The organism is Paraburkholderia sp. BL27I4N3 (genome assembly GCF_003386115.1).
In the GTDB taxonomy this organism is placed as follows: Bacteria; Pseudomonadota; Gammaproteobacteria; order Burkholderiales; family Burkholderiaceae; genus Paraburkholderia.
The window spans coordinates 7,187,221-7,203,885 of record NZ_QREJ01000001.1; the positions used below are offsets into that span (position 1 = coordinate 7,187,221).

Below are 16,665 nucleotides of genomic sequence, written 5' to 3' on the forward strand. Positions count from 1 at the left end.
CCTTCCTTGTTCTGATTGTTGAACGCGATCGTGGGTCTTCATGCAACGAGCGCGCGGCGCGAAGATTTCGCACGCCGCGCGCTCGCTTCACCGCTCGTCCTTCTCTAGTCCGCGCGCAATACGATCGTTGCAAGCGGCGGCAGTGTTAGCGAAGCGGAATGCGGCCAGCCATGGCTCGATTGTTCGTCGGTATGGATCAGGCCGCCGTTGCCCATGTTCGACCCGCCATACACGCCGGCGTCCGTATTGAGCACTTCCGACCAGCGTCCGCCGCGCGGCATGCCGATCCGGTAACCCACACGCGGCACCGGCGTCATATTGCAGACTACGACCAGTTCGCGGCCGGCGCCATCGGTGCGGCGATAGGCGAACACGCTGTTGCCGCTGTCGTCGCCGATCAGCCACTCGAAGCCGCCCGGCTCGCAATCGAGCAGATACAGCGCGGGCTCTTCGCTATACAACCGGTTCAGGTCGCGCACCAGCTTTTGCACGCCGTGGTGGTTCGGATCGTCGAGCAGATGCCAATGCGGCGACGTATCGTGGTCGAACTCCGCCAACTGGCCGAATTCGCCGCCCATGAATAGCAGCTTCTTGCCGGGATGCGTCCACATGAAGCCGAAATACGCGCGCAGGTTGGCGAACTTCTGCCACCTGTCGCCGGGCATCTTGCCGAGCAGCGAGCCCTTGCCGTGCACCACTTCGTCGTGCGAGAGCGGCAGCACGAAGCGCTCCGAGTACGCGTACACCATCCCGAACGTCAGCATGTGGTGATGGTATTGGCGGTAGACCGGATCTTCCTCCATGTAGTGCAGCGTATCGTGCATCCAGCCCATGTTCCACTTGAACTGGAAGCCGAGACCACCGTCTTCGACACGCGCCGTGACGCCCGGCCATGCGGTCGATTCCTCGGCGATCGTGATCGCACCCGGCGCGCCTGGCACGTAGCCGACTTCATGATTCAGGCGCTTCAGGAACGCAATCGATTCGAGGTTCTCACGGCCGCCGTAAATATTGGGCACCCACTCGCCGGCGGCGCGCGAATAGTCGCGATACAACATCGACGCGACCGCGTCCACGCGCAGACCGTCGACGTGATAGCGCTTCAGCCACGCCAACCCCGAAGCGACCAGGAACGCGCTCACCTCGTTGCGGCCGAGGTTGTAGATCATCGTGTTCCAGTCCTGGTGATAGCCTTCGCGCGGGTCCGCATGCTCGTAGAGCGGCGTGCCGTCGAAGTCGATCAGACCATGAGCGTCGTTCGGAAAGTGCGCCGGCACCCAATCGAGAATCACGCCGAGTCCGGCTTCGTGCGCTTTGTCGACGAACCTCGCGAACTGTTCGGGCTTGCCGAAGCGCGCCGACGGCGCAAACTGCCCGAGCGGCTGATAACCCCATGAACCGCCGAACGGGTGCTCGGCAATCGGCATGAACTCCACGTGCGTAAAGCCCATGCTTTTCACGTACGGGATCATGCGCTCCGCGAGTTCATCCCAATCGAGCCCGCGCTGACCTTGTTCCGCGACGCGCAGCCAGGACTCGGCATGCGCTTCGTAGATCGAGATCGGCGAGCGCGGCGTCTGCTTGCCGGCGCGCGACTGGATCCATTCGTGATCGGTCCACGGAAACTGCTCGATCTCGTCGACATGCGCGACGATGGATGCGGTGCCCGGCGGCTTCTCCGTTTGCATCGCGCAAGGGTCGGCCTTCAGAGGTAACGGATGACCATCGCGCGAGAGCAGCTCGTATTTGTAGCGCGTACCCGGCCCGACACGCGGCACGAACAATTCCCATACGCCGGCCTGATGCCGCAGCCGCATCGGATGACGCCGGCCGTCCCACGCATTGAAGTCGCCCACCACCGAAACGCGCCGTGCGTTCGGCGCCCACACGGCGAAGCGCACGCCCGGTACGCCGTCGAATTCCATTGGGCGAGCGCCGAGACATTCAAGCACCGCATACGGATCGCCGCCGGCGAGCCGTCCAAGCGGTTCGTCGCCGAGAACCGGACCGAACGAATACGTGTCCTCGATTTCCTGCACCACGCCATGCCAGTCGATCCGCAAACGGTACGGCGCCGCAGTCGTGACGCGACCGGCAAACAGCCCCGGCCGCAACTGTTCAAGCTCGCCGAGCAGCGCACCGTCGGCACGCGCAATCACGCTGACGTGCGCGGCGTTCGGCAACAGCGCGCGCACCACCGGTCCGGCGTCCGTCTGATGCATCCCGAGTTGCGAGAAAGGATCGGGGTGGCGCGCTTCGACGAGCGCGTCGATCTCGAGCGGTTGGAGGCCTACGGCCGGATCATGCTCACTCATAGTCGCCCTCGGCCGGATTAGGCGGTGTGGCGGCGCCTGGCGCCTGGGTTGATGAATGGTGGCTGGGCGTACCGGTGTCGCCGAGCAATCGGCTGGTGAGCGCGGCGAGGCCGCGTACCGGCAAACTGAGCCATGTCGGACGGTTGGCCGCTTCGTAACGGATTTCGTAGGCGGCTTTTTCGATCAGGAACAGATCGAGCAAGGCCTGTTCGGCTTCGGGCGCGACGAGCGGCGTCGACGCTTGGGCGGCAGCCGCGCGATACTCGCTGAGGAACGTTTCGGTGGCATGCGCGCGGAAACGATCGAACAGCGCGCGCTTGCGATCGGCGGTCTGTTGCGGCGCCGCCTCCGTGGTGGACTGCGCCGCCGCGCTCGCATACGACAGCGAACGCATCAAGCCGGCCACGTCACGCAGCGGGCTCGATTTCTGACGACGTTCTTCAAGCGAGCGTGCCGGCTCGCCTTCGAAGTCGATCAGGAATGCGTCACCCTGCGCGACCAGTACCTGGCCGAGGTGGAAGTCGCCGTGAATGCGGATGCGCAGCGCGCCCGCGTCGGCGGAAACCAGCTTGTCGACGGCGGCCACCAGTTCTTTGCGCCGGTCAATCAGACTTTGCGCCAGCGCCTTGGTTTCCGGATCGCTCATCTGCTCGATGCGCGGCGCGAGCAGGTCGAGCGCGCTGGCGAGCATGGCTTGCGTGCCGTCCACCCACGCCTTCACCTGCTCCGCGTCGGCCGCTTCCGGCGCAAACGCCGGGTCGTCCGTCGGCGAGGCGAGCGCCACGTGCAGTTCGCCCAGCCGCCTGCCGATAGTGCCGGCCAACGCGCTGTAGCCTTCCAGCAGAATTGATTCGTTGGTGCGGTCCGGCGCCGATTGCGCTTCGGTATCGACAGCGATGGCGAGTTCGTCCACCGAGCGGCGCAGATAATCGAGCGACCAGTTCCACGCATCGCCCTGATTCTCGATATAGCCTTGCAGGATACAGAGCGTGTGCGGCACGCCTTCGGGATCGACGCGCACCACTTCGCCATACAGCGGCGCGGTATTCGCGTAACCGAGTTGCGTGAGGTAGCGGCTGATTTCGGCTTCCGGATGAATGCCGCTCACGAGACGACGCACCAGCTTCAGCACGACTGCGTCGGCGATGATCAGCGAACTGTTGCTCTGCTCAGCGGCGAGCCAGCGGATCTCCGGCCGTTCGCCGAGTCCTTCGAGTTCGGCGAAACGCTCGGTCGGCAGGAACTTGATTTCGCTCTTCTGCACGGTGGGCACGACGGCGCGTTCGCGCAATTTACGCATCACGCCATGCGCGAAGATCGGCAAGGCGAAGGCATCCGTCAGATGCCCCACGTTGCGGCCGCGCCGCACGCGCGCGAAGGCCAGTTGCTTGAACAGCGGGAAAGTGGTTTCTCCGCCCCACGTGATGGCGATCGGCACCACGTAGCGTTCGGTGTGACCGCCCACGTCCGCTTCGATTTCGGTAAAGGCGAAGCCGCCGTGCGGAATCGTGGTCAATGCCGCGAGCCGCACCGCGTTGAGCTTCTGATCCTTCGACGCAAACCAGCGGCGCCGGCTCAGCCATGAAGGCAGCACTTCCGATTCGAGCAGACGTACGTTTTCCGGCGTTGGACCGACCTGGCCTTCGCGGATCACGATCGTGACGAATTCCGGCAGCGATTCCGAATGAGCCTGTGCCCACGTCGGACGCTGGCCGCCGGGGCACAGCATGAACCACAAGAAGCCGTACGGCGGGAACGTCAGCAGATAAGTCAGTTGGCCGATGGCCGGGAACACAGAGTCCGCGGTCATTTCGATCGGCACCGAACCGTTGAACTCGGACAGATCGAGTTCCACTGCTTGCGGCGCGCGCGACAGATTCGCCACGCACAGGATCGGCGGTTCACCCGGCATTTCACGCAGATACGCGAGAATCTTGCGGTTCTCCGGCTTCAGGAAGCGGATCGTGCCGCGCCCGAAAGTCTGCTTCGCGCGGCGCGTGGCGAGCATGCGCCGGGTCCAGTTCAGCAGCGAATGCGGATCGCGGCTTTGCGCCTCCACGTTCACCGCGTCGAAACCGTATAGCGAGCCCATGACCGGGGGCAGCACCAGTTGCTCAGGGTCGGCGCGCGAGAATCCGCCGTTGCGATCGGACGACCACTGCATCGGCGTACGGACGCCGTCGCGGTCGCCCAGGTGGATGTTGTCGCCCATGCCGAGTTCGTCGCCGTAATAGATCACGGGTGTGCCGGGCATGGAAAGCAGCAACGAATTGATCAGTTCGATACGGCGGCGGTCGCGCTCCATCAACGGCGCGAGACGGCGGCGAATGCCGAGATTCAAACGGGCGCGGCGGTCGCTCGCGTAGGTGTTCCACAAATAGTCGCGCTCGGAATCCGTGACCATTTCCAGCGTCAGCTCGTCGTGATTGCGCAGGAAAATCGCCCACTGGTTCGTGGCGGCGAGGTCCGGCGTTTGCCGCATGATGTCAGTGATCGGGAAACGGTCTTCGCTCGCAATCGACATGTAGATGCGCGGCATCAGCGGGAAGTGGAATGCCATGTGGCATTCGTCTTCGTCGCCGAAATATTCCTTCACGTCTTCCGGCCACTGGTTGGCTTCGGCGAGCAGCATCCGGTTCGGATACTCGGCGTCGATGGTGGCGCGGATCTTCTTCAGGATGGCGTGGGTTTCCGGCAGGTTCTCGTTGTTCGTGCCTTCACGCTCCACGAGATACGGCACCGCGTCGAGCCGCAACCCGTCGATGCCCATATCGAGCCAGAAGCGCATGACCTGCAGCACTTCCTTCAGCACGGCCGGATTGTCGAAATTCAGATCGGGCTGATGCGAGTAAAAACGATGCCAGTAGTACGCGCCCGCCACCGGATCGTGCGTCCAGTTGGACGGCTCCGAGTCGATAAAGATGATCCGCGTTTCCTGGTACTTCTGATCCGTGTCGGACCACACGTAGTAGTTGCGATGGTTCGAGCCCGGCTTCGCGCGGCGCGCGCGCTGAAACCACGGATGCTGATCCGACGTATGGTTGATGACCAACTCGGTAATCACACGAATACCGCGTGCGTGCGCTTCCTGAATGAAGCGCTTCACGTCGGCGATCTGACCGTAGTCGGGGTGCACGTTGCGATAATCGGCGATGTCGTAGCCGTCGTCGCGTCGCGGCGACGGATAGAACGGCAGCAGCCAGATCGCGTTCACACCGAGTTCGGCAATGTAGTCGAGCTTCGCGATCAGGCCGGGAAAATCGCCCACGCCGTCGTTATTCGCGTCGAAGAACGACTTGATGTGCACCTGATAGATGATCGCGTCTTTGTACCAGAGCGGATCGTCGCTCAAGGCGGCGGGCTTGCCGCGCCGATTGGTGCGCGGCCTGGCCGTGTTGCCGGGGGCATTGCCCACCGGTGACTGTGTCGTGGTTTGAGCTGGGTCGTCACGCTTCATGTCGCACCTTCCGTTGAGGTTGGGTTGCCAGCGTCTGCGTGATAGTCGCTGTCGGCTTCATCGGGCCGCTCGGCGGGCAGGCCGCCGAGCGGCGCGATGCGCCAGATCGAGAACGGCTGGCCCGACCCGAGCTGAACGTGCTGCCAGCGGCCGTGCCATTCGAAGCGGGCGCCGGTCATCTGGTCGGTGACTTCCAGCGGGCCATGATCGTGCAGATTCCATTTCTGGAAAGTCTCCCACGACAATTCGATATCCGCGCCCTGTTCGTTGAACGGGTCGAGATTGATTGCGACGAGGATCACGTTGTCGCGCGCTTCGGTTGCCTTTTCGAAGAACAGGATGTGGTCGTTATGCGCGGGCAGGAATGTCAGGCCGAGATGCGTTTGCAGCGCCGGGTTCGCGCGGCGAATCCGGTTCAGCGCCGTAATCTCGGGGACGATATTGCCGGGCCGGTTCCAGTCCCACGCGCGCAACTGGTACTTCTCGGAGTCGAGATATTCCTCGCTGTTCGGCAGTGCAGCGGCCTCGCATAGCTCGAAACCACTATACACGCCCCACAAACCGGCCAGTGTGGAAGCGAGTGCGGCGCGAATCAGAAAGCCCGTGCGTCCCTGCGATTGCAAATGCCGCGGGTTGATATCCGGCGTATTGACGAAGAAGTTCGGCCGGTACGAATCACGCGCGCCTGTTTGCGTGAGCTCGGTCATGTACTCGATGAAATCGCGCTTGGATTCCCGCCACGTGAAGTACGTGTACGACTGCGAGAAACCGATCTTGCCGAGCCGGTTCATCATGCGCGGGCGCGTGAAGGCTTCGGCGAGGAAGATCGTGTCGGGATAGCGTGCCCGTACATCGGCGATCACCCACTCCCAGAACGGCAGCGGCTTGGTGTGCGGATTGTCGATGCGGAAAATGTGCACGCCCGCTTCGATCCAGAACAGGAAGACGTCGCGCAGCGCGAGCCACAAATCGGGCTTGGCGTCGTGCGCATAGAAGTCGGGATTGACGATGTCCTGATACTTCTTCGGCGGATTCTCCGCATAGCGCAGCGTGCCGTCGGGGCGCCACGCGAACCACGTCGGATGCTCCTTCAGCCACGGATGATCCGGCGAACATTGCACCGCGAAATCGAGCGCGATTTCCAGGCCGTGGTCGTGCGCGGCGGCGAGCATTGCCTTGAAGTCGTCGAGCGTGCCGAGTTGCGGATGCACGGCCGTATGGCCGCCTTCAACCCCGCCGATCGCGTACGGGCTGCCGACGTCGCCCGGCTGCGCCGTCAGCGTATTGTTGCGGCCTTTGCGATTCGCCACGCCGATCGGGTGAATCGGCGGGAAATACAGCACGTCGAAACCCATATCGCGAATGCGCGGCAGTTTGGCCGTGACGTCGGCGAAGGTGCCGTGGCGCGATTCGTCGTCACTCATCGAGCGCGGGAAGATTTCGTACCAGCTTGCGAAGCGCGCGGCGGTGCGGTCAGCGTCGATCTTGTAGATGACCGGATCGCGGCTCAGGAACGGCCGGTGGCGCGCGGCGGTCATCGCCTTCGCCGTGGTCGGCGAGAGCAGCAGCGCGAGCTTCGTTTCCGCATCGGCCTTGGTGAACAGCTTGACGATATGTTCGAGCGGTTCGATGAGCGCCCCTTCCGAAGTTTCGACCTCGGCGAGCACCAGCGCGAACAGATGCGACGCTTCGTCGAGTTCGAGTTCGACGGTTTGTCCCGCCTTCAGCTTCTTCTGCACGTGCTCGACCAGTGAAGCGAAGTCGTCGCGCCATGCGATCACGGTGAATTCGTGACGGCCCATGCGTTCGAGCGGGATGCGCGCTTTCCAGATATCGAGGCCGGCGGGTTGGGCCGGTTCCATCAGCACTTCGTGCCAGGCGGTTTCGTCGGCGGCGCGCCAGATCACGGCGGCGGCGATCTTGTCGTGACCTTCGGCGAAGATCGCGGCGGTGATTTCCGCGCGCTCACCCACGCTGCGCTTGGCCGCGAAACGGCCGTTGTCGACCGAGGGCGTCACGCTCTCAATGGCCACGCGCGGCGCGCTCAGCGCCTCGAGTACGGTCTTGCGGCCGCTGCGCTTGCTGTTCGGTTTGTCGATGGGCGGCGCGAGGCGGATCGGCTTCTCCGTGACCGCGCGGAACAGACGGACCGCGCCAGGTGCAAGTGTGAATCGCGTGAGGGTGGCGGGTGAGGCGTTGGCGGGCGCGTCGAGCGGCACGAAGCGCGTGAAGTTGCCGGGCACGCCCGCAAGGAAGCGCGCGGGATCGACGCGTACCGGCGCGCCGAGTTCGGGATTGATCGCGATCAGGATGGCTTCGTCGGCATGGCGCAAGTCGGGCTGGTCGGCGCGCAGCAATATCGCCGCCGGTGCGCCGGGTCCGCTGAGCGGGCGCAACTCACCGTTGGCGTGCAGCGTTTTCGATTTACTCGCCACCAGGTTCACATGCGTGATGGCTTCAGTGAGATCGAACTTTTTCGCCTGGGCGGCACGGGCGAACTGCGCCGCGTCACCGCGTGTTTGCGACATGGGCTCGGCGATACCGTACTCGAAACCCATCGGCATCATCCAGCCCGTGCCGATCGACGCCGAGGTAAACAGCGCGCGCCGGTAAGCCCGCTCGACGATGGCGGCGTCGTGCACATCGGTCAGTTCGGCGGCGAGACGAGTGCCGTACGGCGCTTCCGGAAAGCCGATTGGCGCGGCGATGCGCGCGAGCGCGGCATGCTCCTCGACCATCCAGCTCGCGCGGAAGTCCCACCAGCGCACCGACGAGAACACGCTGTCGAAGCCGGCGCCTTGCAGGCCGAGCAGATCGTCACGCGCCAGGCCAGGCGTGGCGGCGAGAAAACGCACCTCAGGATGCTGCGCGCGGACGGCGGCGCCCAATTGCCGCCAGACGGCGGCCGGCACGCGATGCGGCGAATCGAAGCGGAACCCGCCCACGCCGGCCTCGGTGAGCGCCAGCAGTTGCTGCGTCCACCAGCCGACCAGTGCGGCACTGCTGCCCGCCTCGTTGAAGTTCGCATACGCGACGTTGTCCTCGCGATGCACATGGCGCGGATCGAGCCGCGCCTCTTCAGATTCGAAGGGGTGGAACCAGTCGGCATGTTCGGCGTACAGAGTGCCGTCCGCGGCCATCCGGTCGATCACCAGATCGACCAGCAAGGTCAGGCCATTCTGCTTTGCCGCGTTCGCAAGCGTGCGAATCGCCTCGGTGGCCGACTGCTGTTGGGTTTCGAATACCGGATGCAGGCGGGCGTGGCTGCCGACCACCTGTCCGTGGCCGGCCTGTCCAGGCTCGAAGAGGCTGCCGATCAGCGCGTGATCGAAGCCCAGCGCGGCTGCGTGCGCGAACTGCGCTGGCCACGCATCGAGCGGCCCGACCAGAAGTGAATGAAAAAAGTAAATCCGCGGCGCGTACCCGTTTCGAGGTTCCATCGGTGGTTTCCAGATTCGTCCTGCTGCGGTGTGGATGCAGTTGGCATGCGATCACAGCGCTCATTGGGCTTCCAGAGCCGAATACCGCGCGATGCATAAAGCGACGGCGCGTACTGGTCAATGTAGTGCAAAGATCGTCACGCCGCTGGCCAGTAAAGGGTGCTTTGACGCCAGGCGTCGATTGCGCGGGCCGGCCAGATCGCTTCGGGAGACGCAGCAAACGCTGTGCCAGTGCGGCTCGAACGGGAGTGATGGAGAGGGGAGCGTACGCTTCGCAGTAAGCTTCCGAAGGAGGCGCAAAAAAGGCGCGAGGCGCCAACAGACGTCGAATGGACGGCCGCCGCGTGTAAAACGGGCGACTGCGGTCCGGGATTTACACGTGACGCGTCAGCGGCGGGGCGATGACCGCAAAAGGCGGAGTCTCATAGGGCAAGGGTGTTCGCGAGTTCGCGTTGTGTCGGCAATATTACGAGCCGAGCAAACCCGCCGCGATGTTCACGCACAAGCCCAGCACAGCCACGTTGAAGTAGAACGACAGGACGGATTGCGCGAGCGCGGCGCGGCGGAACGAACGCGAGCGCAACGCCACGTCCGACGTTTGCGAGGCGACGGCGATAGTGAACGAAAAATACAGAAAATCCCAATAGTCCGGCTGGAGCGCCTTGTCGGGAAACAGTAGCGGCGTTTCCTTTGCTTCGAGATCGTAGTAAAGCCGCGCATAGTGCAGCGTGAAGATGGTCGGGATCAGGAACCATGCGCCGAACAGCGTGAGCCCGGTCAGCACGTAGTGCCAAACTGTGGAAGCGCCTGCCGTCCCCTTGACCGAGGCCAGTTCCATCACGATGGCGGCAATACTCGCGATGGTCGCCATACAGATCACGATCAGCACCACGCCGGCGTTCTCGTCGTCGCGACGGGCGAACTCGCGCACGCGGCCTTCGTCGGCGACGGCCATGTGCACCCAGATCATCGCCAGATAACTCCAGACCGCTGCGTCCCAGCCGGCCAGCACGCGGACCATCGCACGTGTATGCGCGGGCAGGAGCCCCGCGGCGATAATGCCGAGCGCAAGGCCGACCAGCATGCGCGGTCGATTGCGAAGAACCTGTGGGTAGTATTTGGTGAGCATGGAATGTAGGGGTGTCGTGCTCTCAGTGTCGCGGATTCTACCCGCGCCGGGTCCATCATTTGTCGAATGGACGGGTCACAGGCTATAGTCTTTCGCAACGCCCTTGCGCGCCGCTTTCAGTTGAAAGGCGATTGGCAGGCGGCCCGGTTTTTTTGCTGGGCATGTCATGCCATGCAGACAGTTTCATGCGAATGTCATCAGCACCGCGTCGCTCCAGTTCGCACTGGGTATGCGCGGGCTCATAAAAGACCGCTCAAGCGGCGCTTAGACCAGGTTTGGGGTAGAGATCGACGCCACGCGCGAATGGCAGCACGCCACGGTCGCGAGGCACGTTGAGAATCACTCACCATCTGGAGTCTCCATGACAGATGTACCCAAGAACAATGATGCGCGCCACGAAGCGACGCATCCAGCAGAGTTGTCGCCGTCAGCATCGGTTTCCGCCTCGCGCAGAGCGTGGGTGCTCGGCGCATGCGCGGCGGCCGCGGCGCTTGCGTTCGCCGGCGCCGGCCGCTCGCTTTCATGGATCGCCCCGGCGTTTGCGGACACGCCCGCCGGCGGCGGCCTCGACGCTTTCCTCGCACTCTCGCAGCGCCTCACCGGCCGCACGGGCTTCGACGCCTCGCTTGGCAAACGCGTCTACGATGCCCTCGTCAAATCCGACAGTCAGTTCACGCAGAACGTCGGCGCGCTCAACACATGGCTGCAGGGCCATGGCGGCGTCCCGTCCGATACCGTGACGCAGGCTTTGCAAGTCGACCAGCCGGCGCTCGCCAAAACCGTGAGCGCGATCATGCGCGCGTGGTATCTCGGCCTCGTCGGCGACATGCCGCATGTGGACGTGGTCGCTTATGAAAAAGCCTTGATGTTCGAGCCCGTCAAGGACGTGCTCACGATTCCGTCCTATTGCCGGGACGTGCCGTTCTACTGGACGAAGAAACCGCTGAGCGCTTAAGGAGACCTTCCTCTCGCGCGTGCCGCATCGCTTGATTGAATCGTCCGACGCAGGTACGTGAATACAGCAAGCACAAACAGGCAGCACAACAGGCAGCACAGCAAGCCTGCAAGAGGGCAACAATGGCAAACTCAAATTCCGCCGACATCGTCGTGGTCGGTTCGGGCGTGGCGGGCGGACTGGTCGCGCATCAGATGGCGCTGGCCGGCGCGTCGGTGATTCTGCTCGAAGCCGGGCCACGCATTCCGCGTTGGCAAATCGTCGAGAACTTCCGCAACTCGCCGGTCAAGTCGGACTTCGCGACACCGTATCCATCGACGCCTTACGCGCCGCATCCCGAGTACGCGCCCGCCAACAATTATCTGATCCAGAAAGGCGACTATCCTTATAGCTCGCAGTATCTGCGGCTGGTAGGCGGCACGACCTGGCATTGGGCCGCGGCCGCCTGGCGGCTATTGCCCTCGGACTTCCAGTTGCACAAGCTGTATGGCGTGGGACGCGACTGGCCGTATCCATATGAGACGCTGGAGCCTTGGTATTCGGCGGCAGAAGTGCAACTCGGCGTGTCCGGCCCCGGCAGTTCGATCGATCTCGGCTCGCCGCGCTCGAAGCCGTATCCGATGAACCCGCTTCCGCTCTCGTACATGGATCAGCGTTTCAGCGACGTGCTCATTGCGCAAGGCTTCAAGGTCGTGCCCGAGCCGGTGGCGCGCAACAGCCGTCCATACGATGCGCGGCCCACCTGCTGCGGCAATAACAACTGCATGCCGATCTGCCCGATCGCCGCGATGTACAACGGCGTCGTGCATGCGGAGAAAGCGGAACAGGCCGGCGCGAAACTGATTCCGGAAGCGGTGGTGTATCGCGTCGAAGCGGACAACAAAGGTCTGATCACGGCCGTCCACTACAAGGACCCGAACGGCAACAGCACGCGCGTGACCGGCAAACTGTTCGTGCTGGCCGCGAACGGCATCGAAACGCCGAAGCTGATGCTGATGTCGACATCCGATAAATTCCCGCACGGCGTCGGCAACAGCTCCGACCAGGTGGGCCGCAATCTGATGGACCATCCGGGCACGGGTGTCACGTTCCTCGCCAATGAACCTTTGTGGCCCGGACGCGGACCGATGGAGATGACCTCGATCGTCAACTTTCGCGATGGCGCGTTTCGCTCGGACTACGCCGCGAAGAAGCTGCATCTCTCGAACGGCGTGCCCACGATGAGCGTGACCGCCGCGCTGCTCAAGCAAGGTCTGACCGGCGCCGAACTCGACCGGCAGATACGCGACCGCGCGGCACGCACGCTGAATATCAACAGCTTCCATGAGCATCTGGCGGAGCCGCAGAACCGCGTGGTGCCGTCGGCGGATCACAAGGATTCGCTCGGCATTCCGCAGCCGGAAATCTATTACTCGATCAACGACTACGTGAAGAAAAGCGCGGCCAACACGCACGAACTGTATGCGCAGATCGCCGCGCTGTTCGGCGGCGCCGAGGTCACTTTCGACGACACCTTCGCGCCGAACAATCACATCATGGGCACCACGATCATGGGTAGCGATCCGGCGGATTCGGTCGTCGATGCGGACTGCCGCACGCACGACCACTCCAATCTGTTCATCGCCAGCAGCGGCGTGATGCCGACCGCGGCGTCGGTGAATTGCACGCTGACGATCGCGGCTTTGTCGCTGAAGCTGGCCGACAAGCTCAAGCATGAAATCTGAGCGTGAACGGAGAGCCACAATGACGAAGAACACCTCCCGCGCGCAGCGGCTCGAGGCGCTGGCGCAGAAGGGCCGCCGCCGCCATCTCCGGGTCGCGACGCTGGCCGCGATTTTTTCGCTGTTCGCGCTGTACGTCGCCTGGTATGAGGCACACGGTCCCGGCACACAGCGCAACGATGAACTGCCAATCACCCAGGCCCGCGCCGACGACGCCGCGCAAGCGGTCAGCGGCGCGGCCTTGCCGGTGTCGGCGGCCAGCAGCGACCTGGTCAAGCGCGGCGAATACCTCGCGCGCGCCGGCGATTGCATGGCGTGCCATACCGCGGACAAAGCGCGGCCTTTCGCGGGCGGCCTGCCGATCAACACGCCGTTCGGCACTATCGTGACGCCGAATATCACGCCCGATCCGGACACAGGCATCGGTCAATGGACCGATGCCGATTTTCTGCGCGCCATGCATGAGGGCATCGGCAAAGGCGGCGAGCGCCTCTATCCGGCCTTCCCATATGCGGAGTACACCAAGGTCACGGATCGGGACGTGCTGGCCATTCGCGCGTATTTGAACACGCTCACGCCGATCCACTACACGCCGCCGGGCAACAGCCTGAATTTCCCGTTCAATCAACGCTGGCTGATGGTGTTCTGGAACCTGTTCAATTTCACCGAGGGCCGTTTCGTGCCAGATCCCCGGCAAAGCGCCGAATGGAATCGCGGCGCGTATCTGGTGCAAGGGCTTGCGCATTGCGAGGAATGCCATACGCCGCGCAATTTCACTCAGGGCTTGAAGTCGAGCGCGCGTTTCGCCGGCGCAGTGCAGGCCGGCTGGCACGCGTACAACATCACGTCCGACAAAAACAGCGGTGTGGGCAACTGGAGCGATGACGAACTGATGTCGTATCTGTCGACCGGTGCGGCGCCGGGCCGCGCCAATGCAGCCGGTCCGATGGCCGAAGTGGTGACCGACAGCACGCAATATCTGACGCGTGAAGATCTCGGCTCGATCGTCGCGTATCTGCGCGCGGTGCCGCCGATCAGCGGCGGCGAATCGCGCCCGCGCGACCAGTGGGGCAATCCCGCCGACGACGTGACGGCGCTGCGCGGCACCGCTGTCCACGCCGTGAACGGTGCGCAACTGTTCGTCGCCAATTGCGCGAGCTGCCATGGCTGGACCGGGCAAGGCGTCGGCGCGAGCGCGCCGGGGGCGTATCCGTCGTTGATTCACAACTCGGCTGTGGGCGCGAGCGACTCCAACAATCTGGCGATGGTGATTCTGCACGGCGTCACTCGTACGACGAAACAGGCCGACGTGCTGATGCCCGCATTCGCCAATCAACTCAGTGATGAACAGGTGGCCGCCATCACCAACTATGTGACCAGGCACTTCGGCAATCCGCAGTCCACCGTGACGGCCGATCAAATCGGCAAATTGCGAACTCAGCAATAGTGACCACGCGAACGGGTGTTTCCGGTAAAGTCTGCCGGAAACGCGTCGCTTTGGCGTTAATTTGCGTCATTTCAGGCCGCTGCGGCGCCAGGAAACGATGGGCAGCGCGCATACGTATCGCGGATGCCGCATTATCATGAAACCATGGCTTCCGTACTCGTCAATTCCGTCCAGCATCACGCCGCGAACCAGAGCGGCCGCGACTTCGTGGTAGGCGATCTGCATGGCTGCGTCGATGCATTGCGCTATCTGCTGCGCGTGATCACGTTCGATCCGGCGCGGGACCGGTTGTTTTCGGTCGGCGATCTGGTGGACCGCGGCGAGCATTCCGAACTGGCTTTGGCGCTGCTCGACAAGCCCTGGTTTTTCGCTGTGCTCGGCAATCACGAAGACACCCTGTGCGCCGTGGCCGACGGACGCTTGCGGCGTCAATGGTGGTACGGAATCGGCGGCATCTGGGCGGCGCAATTGTCCAACGAACGCTTGCAGCATTACGCCGAGATCTTGCGCGGGTTGCCGCTTGTGCGCGTGGTCGGCAGCGGCAAGGAACGCTTTAATGTTCTGCATGCCGAATTTTTCGGCTCGGACGCGGAGCTCGACGCGGGCAATTTCTCCGAAGAAACCCGCCAGCGATTGCTGTGGGGCCGCGACCTGGCGTTGGGCAATGGCGATCCGCAGCGGCAGCGCGGACTCTCGCTGACTTATTGCGGCCACACGCCGATGCGCGACATCAAGCAGGTCGGCTCGCAGCTGTTCATCGACACCGGTGCGTTCGGACCGGGCGGCAAGCTCACGATCGTGGAGCCGCTCGCGTTGCGGCGCTGGTCCGTCTCGACCGAAGAGGCCCGCGCGGAAGGCGCGGCGGCGCTGGCGCTGCCTTGACGGCGGGCGGCGCGCGCCGGCCCACACGTTGGCCACGTATTGGCCGCACATGGGCCACACGCCGGCCGCGCTCCGGTCGCGCATCAGCCACGCATTGGCCACGAATCAGCCACGAATCGGCCACGCATCGACCATTCACGCCGCGCGATCAGCCGACCTGGCTGAGTTCGAACACCATATCCACAGTCGCGCCGTTCCAGTTGTATTCCAGATACGCCGCGTGATGGCAGTCGCGTAGCAGCGTGGTCTTGAACGCAGCGAGGCATTCGCCGCCGTCATCGCGCACCGACGGGTACACGATACCCGGCGCACCCGCCTCGCGGACGGTTCGGCCGAGCGACTGTCCGGCCAGGTAGTCATCCGGGGACAGCACCGCGAGATCCACCGAGGTGTCGTCGCGAATGTCCACCACGTTGCCTTGCGCGACGACGGTGTAGAGCCGCATCTGCTGGCGCATGGGCGGCTCGGCCGTCGCTTCCAGAAATTTCCCCGTGTGATAACGCGTTTCGGCGATGGCGGTGGCGCGTGAGCGGGCGCAATAGAACACGCCGTACGTGCCGTCCGAGAAACGGCTGCCGAGCGGATTCAGATGCGTCAACGCGGCCATGATCGGCCCGTAGCCCGGCCCGAAGCGGCGCTCTTCGCGCGGCACCAGTTCGAGTTCGCCGACTTCGGTGCGCAGGCGGTCGTTGGTCATTGCTTCGAGCGCGTACAGCGCGTCGAAATCTTCCGGCGAGGCAACCCGGTCGAACAGATTGACGGCCGGAAAGCGCGTCGGAATCACGCGATACGCGGGCGACCAATCGAGCGGCGCCGTGCGCCAGCGGTCCTGCCAATGCGGTTGTGTCACGCCCAGCCGCCTCGCATTGCGTCGAGGTACTGGCGCACGGCCACGAGGTCGCTGATGTTGCCCGCCAGCATGCGGTCCAGCGCGCGGCGGCCGCCGAACGGCGGCGCGCTGTTGGGGCGTTTGATCCAGGTGTCGGCGGCACTGGCTTGCGGCAGCAGGATTTGCAGTGCCTTGTAGATGCCGAGCAGCAGCGATAAGCGTTCGAGCGTGTCGCGCCCGAGGCGGGCCGTTTCAGGCGTGGCCTTCCATTTGAAATAGGTCGAGCGGCCCGGCGAACCGAGCAGCACGATCTGTTCTTCCGCGCTCAGGTCCCAGTCGCGCGCAATGTTGAAGAACGCACGTAGACCCGCCGCGGACATTTCCGTTAGCGTGGGTTCCGAAACCGGCCGACGAATCGGCGCTTCGGATTGGGTGGCGCGGGCAGCGTGAGCCATGAGTGGGTAAGTCCTAATTTGTACTTGAAAATGAT

General features: G+C 63.7%; 10 protein-coding genes. 4 read left to right on the forward strand and 6 right to left on the reverse strand.

Annotated elements, in window-relative coordinates; translation table 11 throughout:
* Positions 1-104: 104 nt before the first annotated feature.
* The 4 genes from glgB to B0G71_RS32635 form a co-directional block, all read right to left on the reverse strand.
* Positions 105-2,315, reverse strand: coding sequence for a 1,4-alpha-glucan branching protein GlgB (gene glgB, locus B0G71_RS32620; protein WP_116147039.1), 2,211 nt, complete (start codon positions 2,313-2,315; stop codon positions 105-107).
* Entirely contained in the window at positions 2,308-5,772 is a 3,465-nt protein-coding gene (gene treS / locus B0G71_RS32625; protein ID WP_116147041.1) for a maltose alpha-D-glucosyltransferase, read from the reverse strand. Before treS ends, glgB begins: the two co-directional genes overlap by 8 nt.
* On the reverse strand, positions 5,769-9,212 hold the full coding sequence (locus B0G71_RS32630; RefSeq protein WP_116147043.1) for a maltotransferase domain-containing protein: 3,444 nt from the start codon (positions 9,210-9,212) through the stop codon (positions 5,769-5,771). The genes treS and B0G71_RS32630 overlap by 4 nt, the downstream gene beginning before the upstream one ends.
* A gap of 466 nt (positions 9,213-9,678) precedes the next feature.
* Positions 9,679-10,341 carry a DUF1345 domain-containing protein gene (locus tag B0G71_RS32635; protein ID WP_116147045.1) on the reverse strand — a complete coding sequence of 221 codons (663 nt, stop codon included), beginning with the start codon at positions 10,339-10,341 and terminating at the stop codon, positions 9,679-9,681.
* A gap of 361 nt (positions 10,342-10,702) precedes the next feature.
* Between B0G71_RS32635 and B0G71_RS32640 the strand changes: the two genes are divergently transcribed.
* The 4 genes from B0G71_RS32640 (at position 10,703) to B0G71_RS32655 (ending at position 15,346) form a co-directional block, all read left to right on the forward strand.
* Entirely contained in the window at positions 10,703-11,296 is a 594-nt protein-coding gene (locus B0G71_RS32640) for a sugar dehydrogenase complex small subunit (protein WP_181916853.1), read from the forward strand.
* A gap of 122 nt (positions 11,297-11,418) precedes the next feature.
* Positions 11,419-13,020, forward strand: coding sequence for a GMC family oxidoreductase (locus B0G71_RS32645; RefSeq protein ID WP_116147047.1), 1,602 nt, complete (start codon positions 11,419-11,421; stop codon positions 13,018-13,020).
* A gap of 19 nt (positions 13,021-13,039) precedes the next feature.
* Positions 13,040-14,464 (forward strand): cytochrome c, encoded by a 1,425-nt coding sequence (locus B0G71_RS32650; protein ID WP_116147049.1) that lies wholly within the window; start codon positions 13,040-13,042, stop codon positions 14,462-14,464.
* A gap of 144 nt (positions 14,465-14,608) precedes the next feature.
* The gene (locus tag B0G71_RS32655) at positions 14,609-15,346 is read left to right on the forward strand and encodes a metallophosphoesterase (protein ID WP_181916854.1); all 738 of its coding nucleotides are present in this window, start codon (positions 14,609-14,611) and stop codon (positions 15,344-15,346) included.
* A gap of 148 nt (positions 15,347-15,494) precedes the next feature.
* Here the strand turns inward: B0G71_RS32655 and B0G71_RS32660 are convergent, their stop codons facing one another.
* Together B0G71_RS32660 and B0G71_RS32665 are read right to left on the reverse strand one after the other, a co-directional pair.
* Positions 15,495-16,196 (reverse strand): RES family NAD+ phosphorylase, encoded by a 702-nt coding sequence (locus B0G71_RS32660; protein ID WP_116147053.1) that lies wholly within the window; start codon positions 16,194-16,196, stop codon positions 15,495-15,497.
* The gene (locus tag B0G71_RS32665; RefSeq protein ID WP_116147055.1) at positions 16,193-16,630 is read right to left on the reverse strand and encodes an MbcA/ParS/Xre antitoxin family protein; all 438 of its coding nucleotides are present in this window, start codon (positions 16,628-16,630) and stop codon (positions 16,193-16,195) included. The genes B0G71_RS32660 and B0G71_RS32665 overlap by 4 nt, the downstream gene beginning before the upstream one ends.
* Between the last annotated feature and the right edge of the window lie 35 nt (positions 16,631-16,665).

Bases quoted from the DNA above. Each gene is read 5' to 3' on its own strand.
- B0G71_RS32665 (WP_116147055.1), bottom strand. From the start codon at position 16,630: ATGGCTCACGCTGCCCGCGCCACCCAATCCGAAGCGCCGATTCGTCGG.
- B0G71_RS32635 (WP_116147045.1), bottom strand. From the start codon at position 10,341: ATGCTCACCAAATACTACCCACAGGTTCTTCGCAATCGACCGCGCATG.
- B0G71_RS32655 (WP_181916854.1), top strand. From the start codon at position 14,609: ATGGCTTCCGTACTCGTCAATTCCGTCCAGCATCACGCCGCGAACCAG.
- treS (WP_116147041.1), bottom strand. From the start codon at position 5,772: ATGAAGCGTGACGACCCAGCTCAAACCACGACACAGTCACCGGTGGGC.
- B0G71_RS32645 (WP_116147047.1), top strand. From the start codon at position 11,419: ATGGCAAACTCAAATTCCGCCGACATCGTCGTGGTCGGTTCGGGCGTG.
- B0G71_RS32650 (WP_116147049.1), top strand. From the start codon at position 13,040: ATGACGAAGAACACCTCCCGCGCGCAGCGGCTCGAGGCGCTGGCGCAG.
- B0G71_RS32640 (WP_181916853.1), top strand. From the start codon at position 10,703: ATGACAGATGTACCCAAGAACAATGATGCGCGCCACGAAGCGACGCAT.
- B0G71_RS32630 (WP_116147043.1), bottom strand. From the start codon at position 9,212: ATGGAACCTCGAAACGGGTACGCGCCGCGGATTTACTTTTTTCATTCA.
- glgB (WP_116147039.1), bottom strand. From the start codon at position 2,315: ATGAGTGAGCATGATCCGGCCGTAGGCCTCCAACCGCTCGAGATCGAC.